Annotated in this window: 18 protein-coding genes and 1 tRNA gene; 10 read left to right on the top strand and 9 right to left on the bottom strand. The window is 66.2% G+C overall.

The features are described 5' to 3' along the window. From thrC to argS, 4 genes are read right to left on the bottom strand one after another with little or no spacing between them, the layout of a single operon-like run. Positions 1 to 1,107 (bottom strand): threonine synthase, encoded by a 1,107-nt coding sequence (gene thrC / locus AC6CHP_RS03710; RefSeq protein ID WP_498228229.1) that lies wholly within the window; start codon positions 1,105 to 1,107, stop codon positions 1 to 3. Beyond that, entirely contained in the window at positions 1,108 to 2,436 is a 1,329-nt protein-coding gene (locus AC6CHP_RS03705; protein WP_188727864.1) for a homoserine dehydrogenase, read from the bottom strand. Next, positions 2,437 to 3,903 (bottom strand): diaminopimelate decarboxylase, encoded by a 1,467-nt coding sequence (gene lysA, locus AC6CHP_RS03700; protein WP_498228228.1) that lies wholly within the window; start codon positions 3,901 to 3,903, stop codon positions 2,437 to 2,439. A gap of 5 nt (positions 3,904 to 3,908) precedes the next feature. Then, a complete protein-coding gene (gene argS, locus AC6CHP_RS03695; protein WP_498228227.1) occupies positions 3,909 to 5,573 on the bottom strand; it encodes an arginine--tRNA ligase in 1,665 nt (554 codons plus the stop codon). A gap of 181 nt (positions 5,574 to 5,754) precedes the next feature. Between argS and AC6CHP_RS03690 the strand changes: the two genes are divergently transcribed. The 7 genes from AC6CHP_RS03690 (at position 5,755) to AC6CHP_RS03660 (ending at position 11,482) form a co-directional block, all read left to right on the top strand. Then, on the top strand, positions 5,755 to 6,228 hold the full coding sequence (locus AC6CHP_RS03690; RefSeq protein ID WP_498228226.1) for an FMN-binding protein: 474 nt from the start codon (positions 5,755 to 5,757) through the stop codon (positions 6,226 to 6,228). A 3-nt stretch (positions 6,229 to 6,231) separates the two neighbouring features. After that, complete coding sequence (locus tag AC6CHP_RS03685) at positions 6,232 to 7,104, top strand: FAD:protein FMN transferase (RefSeq protein WP_498228225.1); 873 nt, start codon at positions 6,232 to 6,234, stop codon at positions 7,102 to 7,104. Next, positions 7,101 to 8,645 carry a ferredoxin--NADP reductase gene (locus AC6CHP_RS03680; RefSeq protein WP_498228224.1) on the top strand — a complete coding sequence of 515 codons (1,545 nt, stop codon included), beginning with the start codon at positions 7,101 to 7,103 and terminating at the stop codon, positions 8,643 to 8,645. The genes AC6CHP_RS03685 and AC6CHP_RS03680 overlap by 4 nt, the downstream gene beginning before the upstream one ends. 114 nt (positions 8,646 to 8,759) lie before the next feature. Then, a tRNA-Arg gene (locus tag AC6CHP_RS03675) sits at positions 8,760 to 8,835 on the top strand. A 369-nt stretch (positions 8,836 to 9,204) separates the two neighbouring features. Next, complete coding sequence (locus AC6CHP_RS03670) at positions 9,205 to 9,900, top strand: VldE C-terminal domain-containing protein (protein ID WP_427117735.1); 696 nt, start codon at positions 9,205 to 9,207, stop codon at positions 9,898 to 9,900. A gap of 135 nt (positions 9,901 to 10,035) precedes the next feature. Then, positions 10,036 to 11,088: a M4 family metallopeptidase gene (locus tag AC6CHP_RS03665; RefSeq protein ID WP_427117736.1), complete on the top strand. Its 1,053-nt coding sequence runs from the start codon at positions 10,036 to 10,038 to the stop codon at positions 11,086 to 11,088. 61 nt (positions 11,089 to 11,149) lie between these two features. After that, positions 11,150 to 11,482 (top strand): protealysin inhibitor emfourin, encoded by a 333-nt coding sequence (locus AC6CHP_RS03660; protein WP_377193893.1) that lies wholly within the window; start codon positions 11,150 to 11,152, stop codon positions 11,480 to 11,482. A gap of 56 nt (positions 11,483 to 11,538) precedes the next feature. Here AC6CHP_RS03660 and AC6CHP_RS03655 read toward each other — a convergent pair whose 3' ends face one another. Next, on the bottom strand, positions 11,539 to 12,507 hold the full coding sequence (locus AC6CHP_RS03655; RefSeq protein WP_427117738.1) for a GlxA family transcriptional regulator: 969 nt from the start codon (positions 12,505 to 12,507) through the stop codon (positions 11,539 to 11,541). A gap of 81 nt (positions 12,508 to 12,588) precedes the next feature. Here AC6CHP_RS03655 and AC6CHP_RS03650 point away from each other — a divergent pair, with 81 nt between their 5' ends. Both AC6CHP_RS03650 and hrpA read left to right on the top strand, forming a co-directional pair. Next, a complete protein-coding gene (locus AC6CHP_RS03650; protein WP_181038013.1) occupies positions 12,589 to 12,756 on the top strand; it encodes a hypothetical protein in 168 nt (55 codons plus the stop codon). 90 nt (positions 12,757 to 12,846) lie between these two features. Next, a complete protein-coding gene (hrpA, locus tag AC6CHP_RS03645; RefSeq protein WP_498228223.1) occupies positions 12,847 to 16,842 on the top strand; it encodes an ATP-dependent RNA helicase HrpA in 3,996 nt (1,331 codons plus the stop codon). Between the two features lie 57 nt (positions 16,843 to 16,899). Here hrpA and AC6CHP_RS03640 read toward each other — a convergent pair whose 3' ends face one another. Genes AC6CHP_RS03640 through AC6CHP_RS03630 form a run of 3 tightly spaced genes read right to left on the bottom strand, consistent with a single transcriptional unit; the run spans position 16,900 to position 19,363 of the window. Next, positions 16,900 to 17,325, bottom strand: coding sequence for an HIT family protein (locus AC6CHP_RS03640; protein WP_498228222.1), 426 nt, complete (start codon positions 17,323 to 17,325; stop codon positions 16,900 to 16,902). After that, on the bottom strand, positions 17,322 to 18,470 hold the full coding sequence (locus AC6CHP_RS03635) for an NAD(P)-dependent alcohol dehydrogenase (protein WP_498228221.1): 1,149 nt from the start codon (positions 18,468 to 18,470) through the stop codon (positions 17,322 to 17,324). The genes AC6CHP_RS03640 and AC6CHP_RS03635 overlap by 4 nt, the downstream gene beginning before the upstream one ends. After that, on the bottom strand, positions 18,467 to 19,363 hold the full coding sequence (locus tag AC6CHP_RS03630) for a sulfurtransferase (RefSeq protein ID WP_427117743.1): 897 nt from the start codon (positions 19,361 to 19,363) through the stop codon (positions 18,467 to 18,469). The genes AC6CHP_RS03635 and AC6CHP_RS03630 overlap by 4 nt, the downstream gene beginning before the upstream one ends. A gap of 76 nt (positions 19,364 to 19,439) precedes the next feature. On the opposite strand from AC6CHP_RS03630, the gene AC6CHP_RS03625 reads away from it, so the two are divergent. Beyond that, a complete protein-coding gene (locus AC6CHP_RS03625) occupies positions 19,440 to 20,543 on the top strand; it encodes a PLP-dependent cysteine synthase family protein (protein WP_498228220.1) in 1,104 nt (367 codons plus the stop codon). Here AC6CHP_RS03625 and AC6CHP_RS03620 read toward each other — a convergent pair. Next, positions 20,540 to 21,196, bottom strand: a complete 657-nt coding sequence (locus AC6CHP_RS03620; RefSeq protein ID WP_498228219.1) for an MBL fold metallo-hydrolase — start codon at positions 21,194 to 21,196, stop codon at positions 20,540 to 20,542. The two genes, AC6CHP_RS03625 and AC6CHP_RS03620, sit on opposite strands and share 4 nt — an antisense overlap. Positions 21,197 to 21,240: the final 44 nt, after the last annotated feature.

Genomic DNA, 21,240 nt, shown 5'->3' with positions numbered 1-21,240 from the left:
CTATTTTTCTTCCAGTCCCAGTTCAGCAGCAACGGTGACCACGTCGTTGGGTACTTTGACCGGCTGCACGTCGCTGCCGTCCTCGGTGCGCAGTGCCCACTGGGGGTCCTTGAGCCCGTGGCCCGTGACGGTGATGACGATGGTCTTGCCGGCCGGGACTTCCCCGGCGGCGTGCTTCTTCAGGAGCCCTGCCACGCCGGCAGCCGATCCCGGCTCGACGAAGACGCCTTCCCGGGCGGACAGCCAGCGGTGCGCGTTCAGGATTTCCTCATCCGTGACGGAGTCGATCAGTCCGCCGGATTCGTCACGGGCGCCGATGGCACCGTCCCACGAGGCGGGGTTGCCAATCCGGATGGCCGTGGCGATGGTGTCGGGCTCGGTGATGGGGTGGCCGGCGACGAAGGGCGCCGCACCCGCCGCCTGGAAACCCCACATCGCGGGGGTCCTGGTGGAGACTGCGGCAAGGGTGCCCGCTGTTTCGGACTCGAACGGAGCGGAGTACTCCTTGTAGCCCTTCCAGTACGCGGTGATGTTTCCGGCGTTGCCCACCGGCAGGACATGGATGTCCGGAGCGTCGCCCAGCGCGTCGACGATTTCGAAGGCGCCGGTCTTCTGTCCCTGGATTCGGGCCGGGTTCACCGAGTTCACCAGGAACACCGGGTAGGCCTCCCCCAGCTTCCGGGCGATGTCCAGGCAGTTGTCAAAGTTGCCGTCCACCTGGAGCAGCGTGGCGCCGTGGGCGATCGCCTGGCTGAGCTTGCCCATGGAGATCTTGCCTTCAGGCACCAGGACGGCGCACTTCAGGCCGGCGGCGGTGGCGTAGGCAGCAGCGGAGGCGGAGGTGTTGCCCGTGGAGGCGCAGACTACCGCCTGCGCGCCGGAGGCCACGGCGGCCGTCATGGCCATGGTCATGCCGCGGTCCTTGAAGGAACCGGTGGGGTTCATGCCCTCCACCTTGAGGTACACCTTGGAGCCGGTGAGCTCGGAGAGCTTCTGGGCATGCACCAGGGGGGTGCCGCCTTCGCCCAGGGTGATCACCCTGGTGGATTCCGTCACGGGCAGACGGTCAGCGTATTCGCGGATGACACCGCGCCATTGGTGAGCCACTTAGACTCCTTCTACCCGCAGAACGGATGTAACTGAATTGATGACGTCCAGGCCTTTCACGGCCTCGACGGTGGCCGCAAGGGCAGCCTCTGACGCACGGTGGGTGACGATCCGCAGCTCGGCGGATTCCACGTTGGACTCCGCGTCGCGGTGGATGGTCTGCCGCATGATCTCAATGGACACGCCATGCTCGGCGAAGAGCTGGGCGATCCTGGCCAGGACGCCGGGCTGGTCGGCGACGTCGAGCCCGATGTAGTAGCTGGTGACGGCCGCATCGATCGGCAGCGCCGAAACCTGGCCGGTGGTGGTTTCCGTCCGGCCCGGGCCGCCGAGGACCAGGCTGCGCGCGGCCGAGACAAGGTCGCCCAGGACAGCGGACGCCGTGGGGGTACCGCCGGCTCCCTGTCCGTAGAACATCAGTTCGCCGGCGTTCTCGGCTTCGATGAACACCGCGTTGAAGGCGCCGTGAACGGCGGCCAGCGGGTGCTCGCGGGGAAGCAGCGTGGGGTGCACACGCACGGAAACGCCCTCGCCGCCGCCTGTTTCTGTGTCTGCAACATTAAGCTTTTCCGCAATCGCCAACAGCTTGATGACAAAGCCGGCGTCCTTGGCCGCGGCGATATCCGCCGCGGTCACCGAGGTGATTCCTTCGCAGTGGACGTTTTCCAGGGCAAACCGGGTGTGGAAGGACAGCGAGGCAAGGATGGCGGCCTTTGCGGCGGCATCGTGGCCTTCAACGTCGGCAGTGGGGTCCGCCTCTGCGTAGCCAAGTCGCTGCGCTTCGGCGAGGGCATCGGCGAACTGCGCTCCGGTGGTGTCCATCTGGTCAAGGATGAAATTGGTGGTGCCGTTGACGATGCCCAGGACGCGCGTGATGCGGTCGCCGGCGAGGCTGTCGCGGATGGGCCGCAGGATAGGAATGGCGCCGGCAACGGCGGCCTCATAGGAAAGCTGGACGCCCGCCTTGTCAGCCTCCTCGTGCAGGGTGGGGCCGTCCTGCGCCACGAGCGCCTTGTTGCCCGTGACAACGCAGGCACCGTTGCGGAGGGCAGAGAGGATCAGCGTGCGGGCAGGCTCAATGCCGCCCATCAGCTCGATCACCAGGTCCGCGTCCTTCACCAGGGTGTCGGCGTCGGTGGTGAAGAGCTCCTGGGGAAGGTCCACGTCGCGCTGGGCGTGGACGTTGCGCACGGCGATGCCGCTCAGCTGGAGCTTCGCGCCAGCGCGGGCGGCAAGGGTGTCGGCGTCCTCAATGAGAATCCGCGCAACCTGGGCCCCAACGTTGCCACAGCCCAGCAGGGCCACTTTCAGGGTTCGCAATTCGGTCATTCAGACTCCCATGTCGCGGTTGAGCAGATCTTCTTCGGTTTCCCCGCGGACAATCAGCCGGGCAGATCCGTCGCGCACCGCGACAACGCCCGGCCGGGCCAGATAGTTGTAGTTGCTTGACAGGGCCCAGCAGTAGGCGCCGGTACCCGGTACAGCAAGCAGATCACCGGCTGCCACGTCCTCGGGCAGATATACATCTCTAACAACTATGTCGCCGCTCTCGCAATGTTTGCCCACCACGCGGGACAGCTGCGGGCCCGCTGCGGACGTGCGGGACGCCAGGATTGCCGAGTAATCCGCGTCGTACAGCACCGGGCGGGCGTTGTCGCTCATGCCGCCGTCCACTGAAACATAGCGGCGCGGATACGTAACGTTGTTGCCAGCGTCACTCGCGTCCCCGGCGGGCGCATCCACGCGCACGGTCTTGAGCGTTCCCACCTCATACAGGGTGAAGGTGGTGCTGCCCACAATGGCGCGGCCGGGTTCGATGGAGATGCGGGGAGAGTCAATGCCCAGTTCAGCGCAGGTGGAACGCACGACGGCGGCCATCGCCTCCGCAATTTCCGCTGCGGGGCGTGGGGTGTCCACAGGCGTGTAGGCAATGCCGTAGCCGCCGCCAAGATCCAGTTCGGGCAGGACGATGGAGTACTTTTCCTGCATGGCGGCGAGGAAGCGGAGGAGCTTCTGGGCGGCCAAGGCAAAACCGTCCGGTTCGAAGATCTGGGAGCCGATGTGGCAGTGCAGCCCCAGCAGTTCGATGCCCGGATGCGCCGACGCAGCCGCGACGGCTTCCTCGGCAGCTGACAGGCCCGCCTGTTCAGTGGTGTCCGCTGCCATGGAAAGGCCGAACTTCTGGTCCTCGTGGGCAGTGGCGATGAACTCGTGGGTGTGGGCGTGTACACCGGGCGTCAGCCGCAGCATGACTTTGGCCTGTTCCCCCCGACGTTCGGCGATGTCACCCACCCGGACCAGCTCGCCGAGGCTGTCCACCACAATCCTGCCCAGCTTCATGTCCAGAGCACGGTGGATCTCGAGGTCGGACTTGTTGTTGCCGTGCAAGGCAACGTCTGCGCCGGGTATGCCGGCCTTTGCCGCGACGGCAAGCTCACCGCCGGAAGCAGTATCCAGCCGGAGGCCCTCCTCTTCGACCCAGCGCACCACGGCGGTGCACAGGAACGATTTCCCGGCATAGTAGACGTCCACTCCCCCGCAGATATCGGCAAACGCATTGTTGAATGCATCGCTGAAGGCGCGTGCCCTGGCGCGGAAATCGTTCTCGCTCATGACGAACAGTGGTGTCCCGTACTGCTGCTGAAGCTCGCTGACCGGAATGCCGCCGACGGTGAGTTCGCCGGAATCGTTCCGGGCTGCGTCCTGTGCCCACATCTTGGGCTCCAGGGTGTTGAGGTCGGCGGGAACCGAAAGCCATTCGGGTGCCAGCGGGGAGTCTTTGCTCTGCGGTGACATGGGGGTCACATCCGTTCCGGGGCGGAGACGCCCAGCAGATCGAGGCCGTTGGCCAGCACCTGGCTGGTGGCGTCGTTGAGCCACAGCCGGGTGCGGTTGACGTCGGTCACGGCTTCATCGCCCATGGGCGCAATTCGGCAGGCGTCGTACCAGCGGTGGTAGGCACCGGCAATCACTTCAAGGTGCCGGGCCACCCGGTGCGGCTCGCGCAGCTCAGCGGCCTTGGCCACGATCGAGGGGTAGCTGCCCAGGTATGAGAGCAGCTCGTTCTCCGTGGCGTGGTCCAGCAGGGAGGCGTCAAAGGAGTCTTGGCCGTCCACCTGGCGTTCCACACCTGCGGCCACGGCGTTCCGGGCGGCGCCGCGGGAGCGGGCATGCGCGTACTGGACGTAGAACACCGGGTTTTCGTTGCTGTGCTTCTTCAGCAGCTCGGGATCGAGGGTCAACGGCGAATCCGCAGGGAACCGGGCCAGGGAGTAGCGGACAGCGTCCTTCCCGAGCCAGTCGATCAGGTCCTTGAGCTCGATGATGTTTCCGGCCCGCTTGGACAACTTGGCTCCGTTGACGGACACGAGCTGTCCGATCAGCACCTCGATGTGGAGCTCGGGATCGTCGCCGGCGCAGGCCGCAATGGCTTTGAGCCGGTTGATGTACCCGTGGTGGTCCGCGCCCAGCAGGTAGATCTTCTCGGTGAAGCCCCTGTCCTTCTTGGACAGGTAGTAGGCTGCGTCCGCGGCAAAGTAGGTGGGTTCGCCGTTGGCGCGGATCATCACCCGGTCCTTGTCGTCGCCAAAGTCCGTGGTCCGCAGCCACACTGCACCGCCGTCGTCGAACACGTGGCCCTGCTCGCGCAGCCGCGCCACGGCACTTTCGATGGCGCCGGCGTCGTGCAGTTCCTGCTCGGAGAAGAAGACGTCGAACTCCACGCCGAAGTCCGCAAGGGTGGCCTTGATGTCCTTCATCTGCGCCTGGTAGGCAGCAGCGCGGATGACCGGGAGGGCCGCTACTTCCGTCAGTTCGCGGATGTCCGGGTGCTCGGTAAGCACCTCGTGGCCAAGGTCGGCGATGTACTGTCCGGGGTAGCCGCCGTCAGGCACGGGAAGCCCGTGGAGCCGGTTGTAGACGGAGTGGGCGAAGACGTTCATCTGCGTGCCGGCGTCGTTGATGTAGTACTCGGCGGTGACCTCGGCACCGGAGGCGCGCAGGACGCGGGCGATCGCATCCCCCAAGGCTGCCCAGCGGGTGTGCCCGATGTGCAGGGGCCCGGTGGGGTTGGCGGAAACGAACTCCATGTTCACGGTGTGGCCGGCGAGCGCCGAGTTGGTGCCGTACTGCTTTCCGGCTTCGACAATCGCCTTGGCGAGCGCACCGGCGGCAGCGGCGTCCACAGTGATGTTCAGGAACCCCGGCCCGGCGATGTCCACGGCGGACACGCCGGCGATGGACTTCAGCCGTGCGCTGAGGATCGTGGCGAATTCCCGTGGGTTGGTGCCCGCCTGCTTCGCCAGCTGAAGGGCGATATTGGTGGCCCAGTCTCCGTGGTCCCTGTTCTTTGGACGCTCCACGCGCACCTCATCAGGCACAGCTGATGCAGGAAGGGCGATGTCGCCGGCGGCGACGGCTTCCTTCAGGCAGGCGGATATGGCGAGGGAGAGTTCTTCGGGAGTCACCCCTCTAGCCTACCGGGGGCCCAGTAACAGCAAGTAATTCGGGGCGTTTCCGATGCCTGGTGGTCCACAGGAACCGGTGAAGGCGGTCACAGGTTGAACCAATACGCTGGGTTTTGCGTTGACAACACCGTAACCACCCAGCAGTTCCTGCCCCGAGTCCACCGACGAAACGAGAGCCCTGATGAGACCCTCAGTCCGTAAAAGTGTTTATGCCGGAATCGCCGGCCTGTCCCTGGCAGGAACGGTGGCCGCCTGCGCCCCGTCTTCCGGAGACTCCTCCCCCGCGCCCGCAGCCTCCGGAAGCAGCACCACCGGAAGCAGTCCCTCGCCCGGCGCATCAACGCCGGCCGGCAGCGGATCCGGCTACAAGGACGGCACCTACAGCGCGGATGGAACGTACGTTTCGCCGAACGGCACCGAAACTGTGGGTGTTGAGCTGAGCCTGGCGTCCGGGACCGTCACGGACGTGCAGATCACCCAGCACCCGTCCAACCCGAACACCCGCAAGTTCCAGGGCGAGTTCGCCGGCGGGATCGCCGGGCAGGTGGTGGGCAGGAACATCGATGAGCTCAGTGTTTCCAAGGTTGCCGGTTCCTCCCTTACCAGCGGCGGCTTCAACCAGGCAGTGGAGCAGATCAAGTCGGAGGCCAGGTAGGACGTGCCGGGCGGCGGCTGGGAGGAGTTTGCGTTTGAGGGGATAGGCACGCACTGGGAGATATCCTCGCCGCGGCCCCTAGGTCCCCTCCTCCGGGCGCGCCTGCTCGGCCTGGTGGAGCGGTTCGACGCCGACTGGTCCCGGTTCAGGGCGGATTCCCGCGTCAGTGCCATGGCAAGGGAACCCGGAAAGTATGACTTTGCCGCGGAGGCTGGTGCGTTGGGGCAGCTGTACCGGGTTCTCTATGAGGCCACCGGCGGGGCCATGACGCCGCTCATCGGCCCAAGCCTGGAGCGCCTGGGGTACGGCGCCGGCTACTCCCTTCACCCCTCCGGCTCCGCACTGCCGGCGCCGGCCTGGGACGATGTGCTGGAGTGGGCCGGCAGCACCCTCACCACCGCGGCTCCCGTTGTGCTGGATATCGGTGCTGCCGGCAAAGGGCTGCTGGTGGACCTGGTGGCTGCCGAACTGGAGGCGGGAGGCGTGGACGCGTTCATCGTTGATGCCAGCGGAGACCTGCTGGTGAAGGGGCCGGATCCCGTTCCGGTGGCACTCGAACATCCGTACAACCCAACACAGGCCATAGGGGTGGTGCAGCTGGAGGGCCGGGCGCTGTGCGCCTCTGCGGCCAACCGGCGCGCCTGGGGCGACGGCCTGCACCACATCGTGGACGGAAAGACCGGCCGGCCTGTCAGGACCGCCGTGGCGACGTGGGCGCTGGCTGACACCACGATGCTGGCCGATGCCTTGGCAACAGCCCTCTTCTTTGTCCCCGGCGCCGGACTCCAGCAGGCCTTCGATTTCTCCTGGCTGACCGTTTTCTCGGACGGAAGTGCAGCCCACTCCGCAGAGTTTGAAGGGACACTGTTCACATGAGCCCTGTTGAAACCCCGAAGGCGCCGCCGGGCGCCTCCCTGGGCGCGCGGTTGGACACCGCGCTGGGCCGGTTCACCATGTACCGGCTGGTCCTCCTTGTCCTTGCAGTCCTGGCTGTGTACAGCCTGGTGCTCGATGCCCTTGGGTGGCTGACGTTCGGTATTCCCGAAATGCTGGCGCACCTGGTGCTGTGCCTCGGCCTGACGTACGCGTCGAACAGGGCGCTGGCGCCACTGTTCCGGGTCAGGCCGCACTCCGAGTCCTCGCTCATCACCGGCCTGCTGCTGTACTTCCTGTTCTGGCCCTCGTTCGCCCCGCTGGACGTGGCAGGCGTGGCGTTGGCCTGCGTGCTCGCGTCGGCATCAAAGTACGCGCTCGCCTGGCGCGGCCGCCACATCTTCAACGCCGCCGCGGCGGGAGCCTTCATGGCCGGGCTCACCGGGCTCAATATCGCAACCTGGTGGGCAGCCACCCCTGCCATGCTGTGGGTGCTGGTGCCGGGCGTCCTCCTGGTCCTGCACAGAACCCGGAAGTTCCTGATGGCCTCCGTGTTCCTTGCGGTGGCCACCGCCATCATCACCGCGGAACTCCTCCAGGCCGGCATGTCTGTTGGCATGGCGCTGTGGCAATCCCTGGCCCAGCGGCCGCTGCTGTTTTTTGTTGGCTTCATGCTCACCGAACCACTCACGCTGCCGCCTCGGAGGTGGCAGCAGCTGGCACTGGGTGCTGTTGTTGGCGTGGTGTTCGCTGTCCCCTACAACTTCGGTTTCCTGGCCAATTCTCCGGAGGCAGCGCTGCTGCTGGGCAATGTGATCGCGTTCCTGATGGGGCAGCGGGGCAGGGTGCTCCTCCGTTTCACCGGAACCAGGCCTTTGACGCCCAGCACCACCGAGTTCAGTTTCGAGCCGTCCCGGCCTGTCCGCTTTGTGCCTGGGCAATACATGGAGCTGGACCTTCCGCACGCAAAATCGGACGGAAAGGGACGACGCCGGGTGTTCAGCCTGACGGGTTCGCCCAGTGAACGCCTGGTCAAGTTTGGGGTGCGGACCGCGGAGCCCCTGTCCGCAGCCAAGAAGGTCCTCCTGTCGCTGAACCCGGGAGACGAGGTGACGGCCACGTCGGTTGGAGGGGACTTTGTCCTCCCCCGCGATCCGCGCAAGCCTGTCCTGCTGATTGCCGCCGGGATAGGCGTCACGCCCTACCTTTCGCACGTGTCCTCCGGAGGGTTGCGGGAGCGGGATGCAGTGCTGCTCCTGCTGGCCAGGAGCGCGGACGAGGTTGCCTATGCGGATGAGTTGCGGGCGGCCGGCATCCGCGTCCTGGTCCGCGTGGCGGATGGTTCCGTGCCGCCGTCGGGGTTGGCCAGCGCGTCCTGGGAAGGCACGCGGGTGGACGGCGAGGCCATCCGTGCCCTGGTCCCCGACGTCGCCGGCCGGGAGGTGTACGTCTCGGGATCCCCTGCGAGCGTTGCGTCACTGCGGCGGGCCGCCAAACAGGCCGGGGCGGCAAAAGTCCACGTTGACTCGTTCTCCGGCTACTGACTTTTCACCGCTTGGAGGCGCCTGGGGCAGTGCGGCCGCGCCGATTTTCCCTTGCGGGCCACCTTACTGCTAAGCTCTAGGACGTCCCGCCGGCAACGGCAGGAACCCCGGATTGCCCTCGTAGCTCAGGGGATAGAGCGTCTGCCTCCGGAGCAGAAGGTCGTAGGTTCGAATCCTATCGAGGGCACCAACGAGAACCACCAGAAATCACGGATTTCTGGTGGTTCTCTGCATTTCGGCGGGTGCTGCATTCAACCCGCACCCCAGGCCCGGGACTCCTCCCGTGGGAACTATTGGCCAGGGCTGTGAATTAAACCTTTCAGCAGTGCACCCCCTTTCCCCTCACCGGAGCACTGCCACCCAACGAAAGGCGCGTCATCGTAGGCCGAAACGCCGTGACAAGCACGAAAGTTCCCGGGCCGGCCCTGCCCCGGGAGCTGGCCAGTCCCACCCCCGATGTCCCGTTGCGGCATACCTGTGTGGTCCCATGCTGAGCCGCGACAGAACTCAAGGAGGCCGGCGCGGGCCGCTTCGACTGCTCCCGGGGTTTCTTGTTTTTGTGCTGTTCGCATCAGCGCTGGTACTCCTTGGGCCGGGCCTGCTCAGCGGTTTGCGGGGCGCCGGCGGTTCGCTGGTGTGGAACCCGGAGTGCATTGTGGAGACCCCTGACGGAAAGGTAGGGCTCAACCGTGAGGAGGCGCAACGGGCCACAACAGCCGTCGCACTCCTGGCCCGCGGTGTGGAGTCACCGGACACCTCCGGCATCGACGCGGCGGTGTTGCAGCAGCTGGCCGCCGGCCCACCCGGGGACGCCGGTCCTTCCCTGAGCTGCCGGGGCTCGGCCGCCTCGGGCCTGGTGGAACAGCAGCTGGGTGACACCGGCCTGACACCCCGTGCCGAGCGGCTGCGCGGAGCCATGACCGAGGTGTTCGGCACCCAAAGCCTTGGAGGGTTCGCGCCAGGCGGCGTCGGCCAGGGACATGGAGCTGAGTCCACGCACTACGACGGCCGGGCTGTCGATGTCTTCTTCCGCCCGGTGACCGGGGAGAACCGGCGTGCGGGGTGGATGCTGGCCCACTGGCTGGTCGCCCATGCCGACGAGCTGGAAATCCAGTACGTGATTTTCGACGACCGCTTCTGGAGCGTGCACAGCTCCCGGGGGCTATGGCAGGAGTACCGCGCACCCGAGCCCCGCAACGAGATCCTGCGCCACCTCGACCACGTCCACGTGGATGTGCTGGCCGGAGGCTCCTGACCACGGTCCGGGAACGGGACGGATTCAGTCTGGATTCTGTCTGGATTCGTACCGCAGACCAGGTGCGGCGTGAGCCTGCCAAGGATTGTCGGTGGCTCCTCGTAGTCTGAATTCACCAAGTTGAGGGGGTACGCCATGCACGGTCCGTTCTGTTCCATCGTCCCGCCCTACATGCTGAGGAGGCTGGCCAAACAGGGTGCGCCGGAGTTTTCGTCGGCGGCCAGGGCAGCCAGGGAAGCTCTAGGCCATGTCGAATCGTTTCGTTCAGCGCGGGCCCAGCCCGTACCGGACGTTCCGGCCGGCGTCCGCCAGGCCAAGCCCGGACCACCGCACCGGACCGTCTTTGACGCAAACAGCGCGGAAATTCTCCCTGGCACGCTGGTGCGCAAGGAGGGCGAGGCACCTGTCGGCGACGCCGCGGCCGACGAAGCCTATGACGGGCTTGGCCACACGCACCGGCTCTACGCCGACGTGTTCGGACGGAACTCCATCGACGGACGGGGGCTGCCCCTGAACGCCACGGTCCACTTCGGCCAGCTTTACGACAACGCCTTTTGGGACGGGAAGCAGATGGTTTTCGGCGACGGGGACGGTGAAGTCTTTGAACGGTTCACGAAATCCCTGAGCGTCATCGGGCACGAACTCGCCCACGGCGTTACCCAGTTTTCAGCTGCGCTCGTGTACCGGAACCAGGCCGGTGCCCTCAACGAATCCATGTCCGATGTCTTCGGCGCGCTGGTGGAACAGTACGTCAACAACCAGTCCGCTGCTGAGGCCAGCTGGCTTATTGGCGAGGGCATCTTCACGCCTGATGTGGAGGGCCGCGCCCTGCGCTCCCTGAGGGCCCCCGGAACGGCGTACGACGACGACGTGCTGGGCAAGGATCCCCAGCCGGACTCAATGGACACCTACGTGAGGACCAGCGCGGACAACGGCGGCGTCCACATCAATTCCGGCATCCCCAACCGTGCCTTCTACCTGGTAGCGGAGTCTCTTGGCGGAAACGCCTGGGACTCGCCCGGGCGCATCTGGTACGAGGCGCTCACCGGCGGATCGCTTCCGCCTGCCGCCACCTTCAGGGTCTTTGCCCGCGCCACGGCTGCGTCTGCCATGGAACTCTTCGGTTCCGGGTCCCCCGAGCATGACGCCGTACAGCTGGCGTGGGAAACTGTGAAGGTCAAGCTTTAACGGACGCCCGGCCGGCGCTTTTCGGCCGTCCGGGCTGTAGGGGAAGCCCAAGGACCAGGCCATGAAGATCAGCGTTGAGCGCACCGGAGGAATCGCCGCCATACCAAGGGTGTGGACGGTGGAAGCCCGTTCCGAGACCGCTATCAACCAGTGGCAGCCCATTGTTGAGGCGTGCCCGTGGGATTCGGTGCCCAGGACACCACGGGCCGCTGCGGAGAAGTTCGCCGGGCAGCAGCCGGACAGGTTTATTTATGCCATTCGGGCGGGGCAGCACCGGGCTGCACTTCCGGAGCAGGCAGTCACCGGGCCATGGCGGGTCCTGGTGGACAGCACCCGGGAAGCGGCGGAGGCATCGCGCGCCCAGCGGCGGCAGGACGGGGCATCCCCCGGCTGAGTGGTCCGGAAAGCCGGGCTTCGGCCGGAGTCCGGACCGCTTGTGCCAGGCAGGAGCTACCCCACCCCGACCAGCTGGCCGCGGAAGGCCCGGCGGTATGACTGCGGACTGGTGTCCAGGACCTTGGCGAAGTGGTGGCGCAACAGGACAGGGTGCCCGAAGCCTGACTCCCTGGCGATCTCGTCGATGGTGAGGTCAGTGGATTCAAGGAGCTCCTGGGCACGGAGTACACGCTGCGAGTTGAGCCAGGCTGCGGGGGTGGCTCCAGTCTCCGACCTGAACCGACGTGCAAAGGTCCTCGGCGACATGTGGACCCGTGCCGCCAGTTCATTCACGGTGTGCTCGTGCTCCAGGTTTTCAACCATCCAGCGCAGCAGCTTTTCCATGGGGGCTGAACCGCAGGTAGGCATGGGCCGGTCGATAAACTGCGCCTGGCCGCCATCGCGGTGCGGAGGAACCACCATGTCCCTGGCGATCGCGGCAGCCACGTGCGCCCCCAGTTCCACACGCACCAGGTGCAGGCAGGCATCGATCCCCGCGGCGGTGCCGGCGGAGGAGATGATGTTGCCGTCCTGGACATACAGCACGTTTTCGTCAACCTGCACGAGCGGATGTTCGGCGGCCAGCTGGCCCGAATAGTGCCAGTGGGTAGTGCAGCGGCGCCCGTCAAGCAAGCCGGCCCGGGCCAGGGCAAACGCTCCGGAGCAGATTGACATCACCCATGCGCCCCTGGCATCCGCAGCGCGGAGCGCCTCCAGAACCGGTTCGGGCAGTTCGTCGTCCCGGCCGTAGGGGGCCATGATGACCAGGTCCGCATCCTTTGTGGCCTCGAGTCCGAGGCCCACGGCCATGGACAGCCCCGACTTCAACGGCACGTTTCCCGGGTAGGGGGTGCACACCCGGAAATCGAAAGCCGGAACCCCGCTGCCCCGGGCCGATCTGTCGATGCCGAAGACCTCACACGCAGTACCGAATTCGAACATCGAGAAATTGGGAACCACGATGACTGCCACTGATCTGAGCATGCATCCATTGTGGCAGGAATTTAAGCTTTTTGGGCATTTCTGCCACTTCTTTCCTGCTGCTGACAGGAGAAGCATGGAGGCATGGAACTCCTCATCACCGCCCTCCTCATCGTGATCCTCCTCGTTCTCGCCGCCACCGTTTCAGCGCTTCTGCGTGACGGAAGGGGACATACGCCTCCAGTGGAATCCCACGAAGCGTGGTCAGCCCTGGACCTTCCCAGCATCAACTACACGCTCCGCGTCTTCTAAGCCGGCAGCACCTCCTCCGGCCAGCAAGGGCCGCAACTGCAGGCAGTCGAAGCGGGATGCCCGGGCTCCCGCAGTAGACTGTCAGCAGACATGACACTTCACATCGCCTATCCCGCTGAGCTGCCGGTCTCCGAACGGCGCGAAGACCTGATGGCAGCCATCGCAGCACACCAGGTCACCATCATTGCCGGCGAGACCGGCTCCGGTAAGACCACCCAGATCCCCAAGATGTGCCTTGAGCTTGGGCTGGGCGAGAATGGCCTGATCGGCCATACTCAGCCCCGCCGGCTGGCCGCGCGCACCGTGGCTGAGCGCATCGCCGAGGAACTGGGTGTGGACATCGGCCAGGAAGTGGGCTTCCAGGTCCGCTTCACCGGGGAAGTCAGCCGCGCCACAAAGGTCAAGCTGATGACGGACGGCATCCTGCTGGCGGAAATCCAGCGGGACAAGCTGCTGCGCAAGTACAACGCCATCATCATCGATGAGGCCCACGAGCGCAGCCTGAACATCGACTTCATCCTGGGCTACTTAAAGCGGATCCTGCCGCAGCGGCCGGATCTCAAGGTGATCATCACCTCCGCCACCATCGACCCCCAACGGTTTGCCAACCATTTCGGCACAGCCGACCAACCCGCCCCCATTGTCGAGGTCTCCGGGCGGACCTACCCCGTGGAGATCCGCTACCGCCCGCTGTCGCAGCCGCCCGGTGGTGCTGGCCTCGATGATGAGAATGGTTCCGACGACGAACTCGAGGAAGACCGCGACCCGCTCGACGCCGTCTGCGACGCCGTCGACGAACTTGCCGCCGAAGCACCCGGCGACATCCTGGTCTTCTTTTCCGGCGAGCGCGAGATCCGGGATGCGGCCGACGCGCTGCAGGCCCGCATCCAGTCCAACCGCCGGCTGGCCGGAACGGAAGTCCTTCCGCTCTTCGCCCGCCTGAGCCTGCAGGAACAACACAAGGTGTTCCACCCGGGCAGCAAGCGGCGGATCGTACTGGCCACCAACGTGGCCGAAACCTCGCTGACCGTGCCGGGCATCAAATACGTGATCGACACCGGAACCGCCCGCATCTCCAGGTACTCGCACCGCACCAAGGTCCAGCGCCTGCCCATCGAGCGCGTCTCGCAGGCGTCCGCCAACCAGCGTTCGGGGCGGTGCGGCCGCGTCTCGGACGGCATCGCCATCCGCCTCTACTCGGAGGAAGACTTCGAGTCCCGGCCCCTCTACACGGACCCGGAGATCCTGCGGACCAACCTCGCTGCCGTCATCCTCCAGATGACCGCCATGGGAGTGGCCCGCGGCCCCAAGGACGTCGAAAACTTCCCGTTCGTGGAACCACCTGAAACGCGGGCAATCAACGACGGCGTCACGCTGCTCCGGGAACTCGGCGCCCTCGCGGCCGCCCGGCCGCAGAACGGGACGGACGGAACGAAAAGCGGCGGCGGGCTCACCGCCGTCGGACAGAAGCTTGCCCAACTGCCGGTGGATCCCCGGCTGGGCCGGATGATCGTGGAGGCGGGAAAACGCGGCTGCGTCCGCGAGGTGATGATCCTGGCCGCTGCACTCACCATCCAGGACCCGCGCGAGCGCCCAACAGACAAGCAGCAACTCGCGGCGGAAAAGCACAACCGGTTCAAGGACGAGAACTCGGACTTTACCGGCTTCCTTAACCTCTGGAACTACATCCAGGAGAAGCAGCAGGAGCTCTCGTCGTCGGCCTTCCGCCGGATGTGCCGGGCCGAGTTCATCAATTACCTCCGGGTCCGGGAGTGGCAGGACCTGTTTGCCCAGCTGCGGCAACTGGCCCGGCCCCTGGGCATCAGCCTCGACAACAAGCGGCTTGCCGATCCGGTGGGCAACCACGAGGGCATCCACATCAGCCTTCTTTCCGGGCTCCTGAGCCACATCGGCATCCTTGACGAACGCAAGCGCGAGTATGCGGGTGCCCGGGGCAGCCGGTTCGCCATCTTCCCCGGCTCTGCCCTCTTCAAGAAGTCGCCCACGTTCGTGATGGCGGCGGAGCTGGTGGAGACCAGCCGCCTCTGGGCGAGGGTGGCTGCGAAGTTCGATCCTGTGTGGGCCGAACAGGTGGCGCCGGACCTGGTGAAGCGCAGCTACAGCGAACCGCACTGGTCCACCCGGCAGGGTGCGGTGATGGCCTACGAGAAGGTCACCCTTTACGGCGTGCCCATCATCGCCCAACGCAGGATCAACTACGGCAGGGTTGACCCCGTCGTCGCACGGGAACTCTTCATCCGCCATGCTTTGGTGGAAGGCGACTGGAAAACCCACCACAAGTTCTTCCACCGCAACCGGGCGCTCCTGCATGAGGTGGAGGAGCTGGAGGCCAGGATGCGCCGGCGGGACCTCCTGGTGGATGACGAGACGCTGTTCGAGTTCTACGATGCGCGGATCGGACCTGACGTGGTGTCCGAGCGGCACTTCGACAAGTGGTGGAAGGAGGCGCGGCAGAAGACCCCGGACCTCCTGGACTACGATAAATCGCTCCTCCTCAGCGATGACGCGGACGGCCTCGATGACTCCGCCTACCCTAAGACCTGGCTGCACAAGGGCTTCGAGCTTCCGCTGAGCTACGAGTTCCACCCGGTGGCTCCGGGGTCACCGCCCAACCCCTCCGACGGCGTTACCGCCGAGGTGCCGGTCCTGTTCCTCAACCAGCTGGACGACAAAGCCTTCCGCTGGCTGATCCCCGGGCAGCGCGTGGAGCTGGTGACAGCCCTGATCAAGTCGCTGCCCAAGCAGATCCGGAAGAACTTCGTTCCTGCCCCTGACGTGGCGCGCCAGGCGGTGGCAGTGCTGGAAACCGACTTTGATCCGGCGGCCGATGACCTGGAGCCGTCCCTTGAGCTTGCCCTGCGCCGCATCCGCGGGCATATCGTCCCGCCTGGATCGTGGAACTGGGATGCCGTCCCGGCCCACCTGCGCGTGTCCTTCAAGGTCGTGGACAGCAGGGGCAAGATCCTGGATGAGGGCAAGGACCTCGCAGCCTTGCAGGAGAAGCTGGCTCCGGCCACCCGGCGGGCCATTGCGGAATCCCTCGGCGCCACGCCCGCCTCCACGGCACCCGGCAGCGGCAAGTCCTCCGGCAACGGCAGGAAAGCGGCGCAGGCGTCCGGGACAGCGTTCGACGGCGGTTCCCCCGGAGGACAGCAGCCGTCCACAGTGCCGGGAACCGCAGATGCAGCCGGTTTCAGGGAGCAGGACGGCCTGGCGGAATGGAATTTCGGGACCCTTCAGCGGCAGGTGAGCAACTCGGTCAAGGGCCACACCGTCACGGGATACCCGGCGCTTGTGGACCAGGGAACGTCGGTGGCGCTCCGGGTGTTCCAGACGGCGGCAGAACAGGCGGAAGCGATGCGCGGGGGCGTCATCCGCCTGCTGGCCCTGCGCGTCCCGGCACCGGACCGCTACGTGCTGGAGCACCTGAGCAACACCGAGAAACTGACGTTCAGCCAGAATCCGCACGGCTCCGTCTCGGCCTTGATTGCCGACTGTGCGCTGGCGGCCATCGACAAGCTCACGCCCCAGGAACTGCCGTGGGACCGGGCGTCCTTTGACCGCCTGTATGAGGTGGTCCGGGCAGAACTGATCGATACGGTGTTCAGTGTGACGGCCGTGGTGGAGCGCATCCTTGCCAGCACCCGGCGGATCGAAAAGCAGCTGAAGGGGACCACCAGCCTGGCGCTGATTTCTGCCCTCAATGACGTCAAGAGCCAACTGGAGCAGCTGGTGTATCCGGGCTTTGTGGCACGGACGGGCTATGCACAGCTCAGCCAGCTCCCCAGGTACCTTTCCGCCATCGAAAAGCGGCTGGAACGCCTGCCGGGCAACGTCCAGCGGGATGCCCTCAACATGGCCGTGGTGCAGCGGCTCGAGGACGACTACGACGACGCCGTGTCTGCCCTGCTTCCGGGACGCAAGGCCGGACCTGAATTAACCCAGGTGCGCTGGATGCTCGAAGAGCTCCGGGTGAGCCTGTTCGCCGTCGAGCTCGGAACAGCGTACTCGGTGTCCGAGAAGCGCATCCGTGCCGTGCTCAACAAAGCGCTGGCCCCGGCCTAGGAGTCCCTCCCCCTGTCGCGGCGCGGACCCGCAGCCGGGTCCACGCCGGACTGGAGGTCAGGCCGGGACGAACTCGCCGTATCCCGCAGCCCGAAGGCCCTGGCGGAGTTTCACCGCATTGGCGTCCAGGACGTCCGGGTCCGGGTTCTGGTCCGCGGTGGCGAAGTTGAACTCCGCCATGCTCCGGGAAGGCCAGACGTGCACGTGGAGATGGTTGATCTCATAGCCGGCCACAATCAGGCCTGCCCGCGCCGCGTCGAAGACCTCCACCTGGACCGCGCCGATCCGGCGGGCCACTTCCATGACCTTGGCCAATGTCTCCGGGGATGCGTCGGTCCAGCGGTCCACTTCCTCGGTGGGGACCACCAGCGTGTGGCCGTCCGCGAGCGGCCCGGTGGTGAGGAAGGCAGCTACCTCCGGTTCCCGCCAGACAAAGCGTCCGGGGATTTCGCCGTTCAGGATCCTGGTAAACAGTGTGCTCATGCGTGTGCCTCCTTGGCGGGTGCGTGCAGGGTGCTGGTGTCCAGCACAAACCGGTATTTCACATCGCCTGCCACCATCCGGTCGTAGGCTTCGTTGAGCTGGTCGGCGCGGACCATCTCGATCTCCGCGGCCACTCCGTGCTCCGCGCAAAAATCCAGCATCTCCTGCGTTTCTGCAATGCCGCCGATGAGGGAGCCGGCGTAGGCGATCCGGCGCCGGATCAGTGCTCCCGGGTTGACGGGCGGCATCGGCTCCGAGGGGAGCCCCAGCTGGAAGAGTGCACCGTCAACGCGGAGTGTCCGGAAGTAGGGGTTGAGGTCGTGCGGAGCTGCCACGGTGTCGATGATGAGGTCGATGGTGCGGTTGGCGGCGGCCATCGCGTCCCCGTCCCGGGACAGGACAACCTCGTCCGCGCCGAGCTCAAGGGCGGCCGCAACCTTGGCCTCCGACGTCGTGAACACCACCACCCTCGCTCCCATGGCCTTGGCAAGCTTGACGGCCATATGGCCCAGGCCGCCCAGCCCCACCACGCCCACAACATCGCCGTCTTCGACCTCGAAGTGCCGCAGCGGGGAAAAGGTCGTCACCCCCGCGCAGAGCAGTGGCGCAGCGGAGGCAGGATCAAGCGCTTCCGGCACCCGCAGGACGTAGCGCCGGTCCACCACGATGGACGAGGCGTAGCCGCCCTGGGTGACGGCGTCACCGTTCCGGCGGTCCACGGCACCGTAGGTGCCGGTCATGCCGTTTTCGCAGTACTGCTCAAGGCCGTCCAGGCAGCTTTCGCAGTGACGGCACGAATCGACGATGCACCCCACGCCCACCCGGTCACCCACGGCGAAGTCCGCAACAGCGGAACCCACCCGGCTGACGGTGCCCACGATCTCGTGTCCGGGCACCAGCGGCCAGGTGCTGCCGCCCCACTCGCCGCGGGTGGCGTGCACATCCGAGTGGCACAGGCCGCAGAATTCGATGGCTATTTCGACGTCGTCGGCTTGGGGGGTGCGCCGGGCAAGGGTCAGCGGCACCAACCCGCTGTTCGGGGACGTTGCGCCGTAAGCGGCCGCCGGAACGCCTCCGCCGGACGCCGCCGTCAAAGGGGTGGCAGGGTGTGCAAGGGGCGGAGGTACGGGGCGTCCTGGAGTCATAGTGCGACGCTACCCTTGCCCGGAGGCGTGGTGCCACCCGGCCATCCGCTGCCGCGGCCCGGCTCAGCCCCGGTGGCCACGGGCAGGGCCGGGTTGTTGGACCATTCCGAGAATGAGCCCGGATAAAGTGCAGCGGGGAATCCTGCGATTTCCAGGGCTGCGACTTCGTGGGCGGCAGTAACTCCGGATCCGCAGTACACCGCGACCTGTACTCCGTCGCGGACACCCAGCGACTCGAACCGGCGGCGCAACGCGCCAGGGGCCAGGAACCGCCCGCTGCCGTCCACGTTTTCCGATGTCGGCGCACTGATAGCTCCGGGAATATGCCCGGCCCGCGGATCGATGGGCTCAAACTCGCCGCGGTACCTCTCCCCCGCCCGGGCGTCCAGCAGGAGGCCCGCGTCCGGCCAGGCGGCGGCTGCGGTGGCGTCGATGGCCTGCATCTTCCCGTTCGTCAGATGCACACCGCCGGGGTCCGGAACAACGGGCCCCGCTTCGAGCGGAAGCCCCGCGGCACGCCAGGCGGCCAGGCCGCCGTCGAGCAGGTATACCTCCGCCAGCCCGGCGTTACGGAGCATCCACCACACCCGCGCCGCCGCCATGTTGCCGCTGTCATCGTAGGCCACCACGACGTCACCGTCGTTGATGCCCCAGCGCCGGGCGCCCGCTTCGAAATCCTCGGCCGCCGGCAGCGGGTGGCGGCCCCGTTCGGGAACCGCAGGGGCAGCAAGTTCTGTCTGCAGGTCCACGAACACGGCACCCGGCAGGTGCTCCTGGAGGTAGTGGCGGTAGCCGTGGGGATCGCCCAGCGCCCAACGCACATCCAGCAGTACCGTGCGCCGGTGATCCGCCAGGCGGGCCTGCAGACCGGCAACGTCCATCAGGGGGTTCACTGCACTCCTCCAGCGGTGGTTTGGCCAACGGATCCACTCTATCGGCAGCCCTTCCCGCCGCGGGTAGGCTGGTGCGGTGAAGATCGAGCGAAGCGCCAGCCGGTACACCGCGGACCGGGACTGGGCGGACCAGGCAATCCGCAAGATCACGGCAGAAAACAACCGCTCCGCCGACACCCACCTCTACGCTGTTCCCCTTCCGGAGCACTGGGGCGTCCACCTCTACCTCAAGGACGAGTCCACGCACCGCTCCGGCAGCCTCAAGCACCGGCTGGCCCGCTCCATGTTTCTCTTCGGGCTGGTGAACGGCTGGATCCGGGAGGACACCACCATCGTGGAGGCTTCCAGCGGCAGCACGGCTGTGTCCGAGGCATATTTCGCGCAGCTCCTGGGACTGCCCTTTGTTGCCGTGATGGCACGCACCACCAGTCCCGAGAAGATCGCGTTGATCGAGCAGTTCGGCGGGTCCTGCCTGCTGGTGGAGCACGCGTCCGAGGTGTACGCGGCCGCACAGGAGGTCGCGGAGACCTGCAACGGCCACTACATGGACCAGTTCACCTACGCCGAGCGGGCAACTGACTGGCGGGGAAACAACAACATTGCAGAATCCATCTTTGGCCAGCTCGCGCTGGAGGAACACCCTGTACCCCAGTGGATCGTGGTGGGAGCCGGCACCGGCGGAACCAGTGCCACCATCGGCAGGTACCTCCGCTACCACAGCTACCCAACACAACTGCTGGTGGTGGATCCGGAAAATTCGGCGTTCTACCCGGGCTGGCGGGGCACGTCCGGCGCACCGGCAGGCCTGCCGTCCCGGATCGAGGGAATCGGGCGGCCGCGGATGGAACCCAGCTTCGTGCCGTCAGTGATCGACCGCATGGTGCAGGTGCCGGACGCCGCGTCAGTGGCCGCGATGCGCCACCTCCACGGCATCGCGGGACTCCACGCCGGCCCCTCCACCGGGACCAACCTTTGGGGTGTGTGGCAGCTGGTGGCAGAGATGGTGGCGACGGGCCGCTCAGGCAGCATCGTTTCGCTGATGTGCGACGGCGGTGAACGCTATGCGGGCAACTACTACAACCAGGACTGGCTGGCCGCCCAGGGACTGGACCCTGCGCCGTACGAAGCGGTCCTCCGGCAATTCATGGACACGGGCACCTGGACCGGAGACCTGGCCTAGACCTCCACAGACTCCCGGGCCGCCAGGTGCGTGTATTCGGTGCCGTACTTGGCACCGATCCGCTGGACATGGCCTTCCACAACCTTCAGGCCGTTCTCGTTGAGCAGCCCGTCGTGGATCTGGAATGCGCGCGGCGCCCTGACGCCGATCACGAAGTCCAGCACCTCGGCTGCCTTGCTCCACGGCGCGTGGAGGGGAACCAGCAGCGTCTTGACGCTGATGCCGTCCGGGATCACAAAGGAGTCCCCCGGATGGTAGACATTGTCGTCAATCACGTAGCCGATGTTGGCCACGATGGGGATCTGCGGGTGGATCAGGGCATGCTGGCCGCCGAAGCTGCGGATAGTGAAACCGGCCGCCTGGAAGGTGGAGCCCGGGTTCACGGCGTGAATGCGCGCGGCTTCGCCGGTGGCCTTGTCCTGCAGCTGGCCGGTAACACGCGCAGGGGCGAAGACTGCCAGTCCGGCGTTTGCGCGCAAAGCGTCCACCACGGCCGGAACGTCAATGTGGTCGGCGTGCTCGTGCGTTACCAGGACCGCTTCCGCGGACTGCAGGGCCTCAGCCGATTCCGAAAAGTTGCCCGGATCCAGGACCAGGACCCTGCCGTCTTTTTCCAGCCGGACACAGGAATGCGTGTACTTCGTCAGCTTCATAGCGCCAGCCTAGGGTCCGCCCCGGGACCATGTCCACGAAGCTC

It is taken from the genome of Pseudarthrobacter sp. GQ63, from assembly GCF_059758765.1.
This window is presented reverse-complemented; position numbering and strand designations above follow the sequence as displayed.

Coding starts and splice junctions, on each gene's coding strand:
- AC6CHP_RS03705 (WP_188727864.1), bottom strand. CDS start 2,436: ATGACCGAATTGCGAACCCTGAAAGTGGCCCTGCTGGGCTGTGGCAAC.
- lysA (WP_498228228.1), bottom strand. CDS start 3,903: ATGTCACCGCAGAGCAAAGACTCCCCGCTGGCACCCGAATGGCTTTCG.
- AC6CHP_RS03690 (WP_498228226.1), top strand. CDS start 5,755: ATGAGACCCTCAGTCCGTAAAAGTGTTTATGCCGGAATCGCCGGCCTG.
- AC6CHP_RS03680 (WP_498228224.1), top strand. CDS start 7,101: ATGAGCCCTGTTGAAACCCCGAAGGCGCCGCCGGGCGCCTCCCTGGGC.
- AC6CHP_RS03665 (WP_427117736.1), top strand. CDS start 10,036: ATGCACGGTCCGTTCTGTTCCATCGTCCCGCCCTACATGCTGAGGAGG.
- AC6CHP_RS03660 (WP_377193893.1), top strand. CDS start 11,150: ATGAAGATCAGCGTTGAGCGCACCGGAGGAATCGCCGCCATACCAAGG.
- AC6CHP_RS03655 (WP_427117738.1), bottom strand. CDS start 12,507: ATGCTCAGATCAGTGGCAGTCATCGTGGTTCCCAATTTCTCGATGTTC.
- AC6CHP_RS03650 (WP_181038013.1), top strand. CDS start 12,589: ATGGAACTCCTCATCACCGCCCTCCTCATCGTGATCCTCCTCGTTCTC.
- hrpA (WP_498228223.1), top strand. CDS start 12,847: ATGACACTTCACATCGCCTATCCCGCTGAGCTGCCGGTCTCCGAACGG.
- AC6CHP_RS03640 (WP_498228222.1), bottom strand. CDS start 17,325: ATGAGCACACTGTTTACCAGGATCCTGAACGGCGAAATCCCCGGACGC.
- AC6CHP_RS03635 (WP_498228221.1), bottom strand. CDS start 18,470: ATGACTCCAGGACGCCCCGTACCTCCGCCCCTTGCACACCCTGCCACC.
- AC6CHP_RS03620 (WP_498228219.1), bottom strand. CDS start 21,196: ATGAAGCTGACGAAGTACACGCATTCCTGTGTCCGGCTGGAAAAAGAC.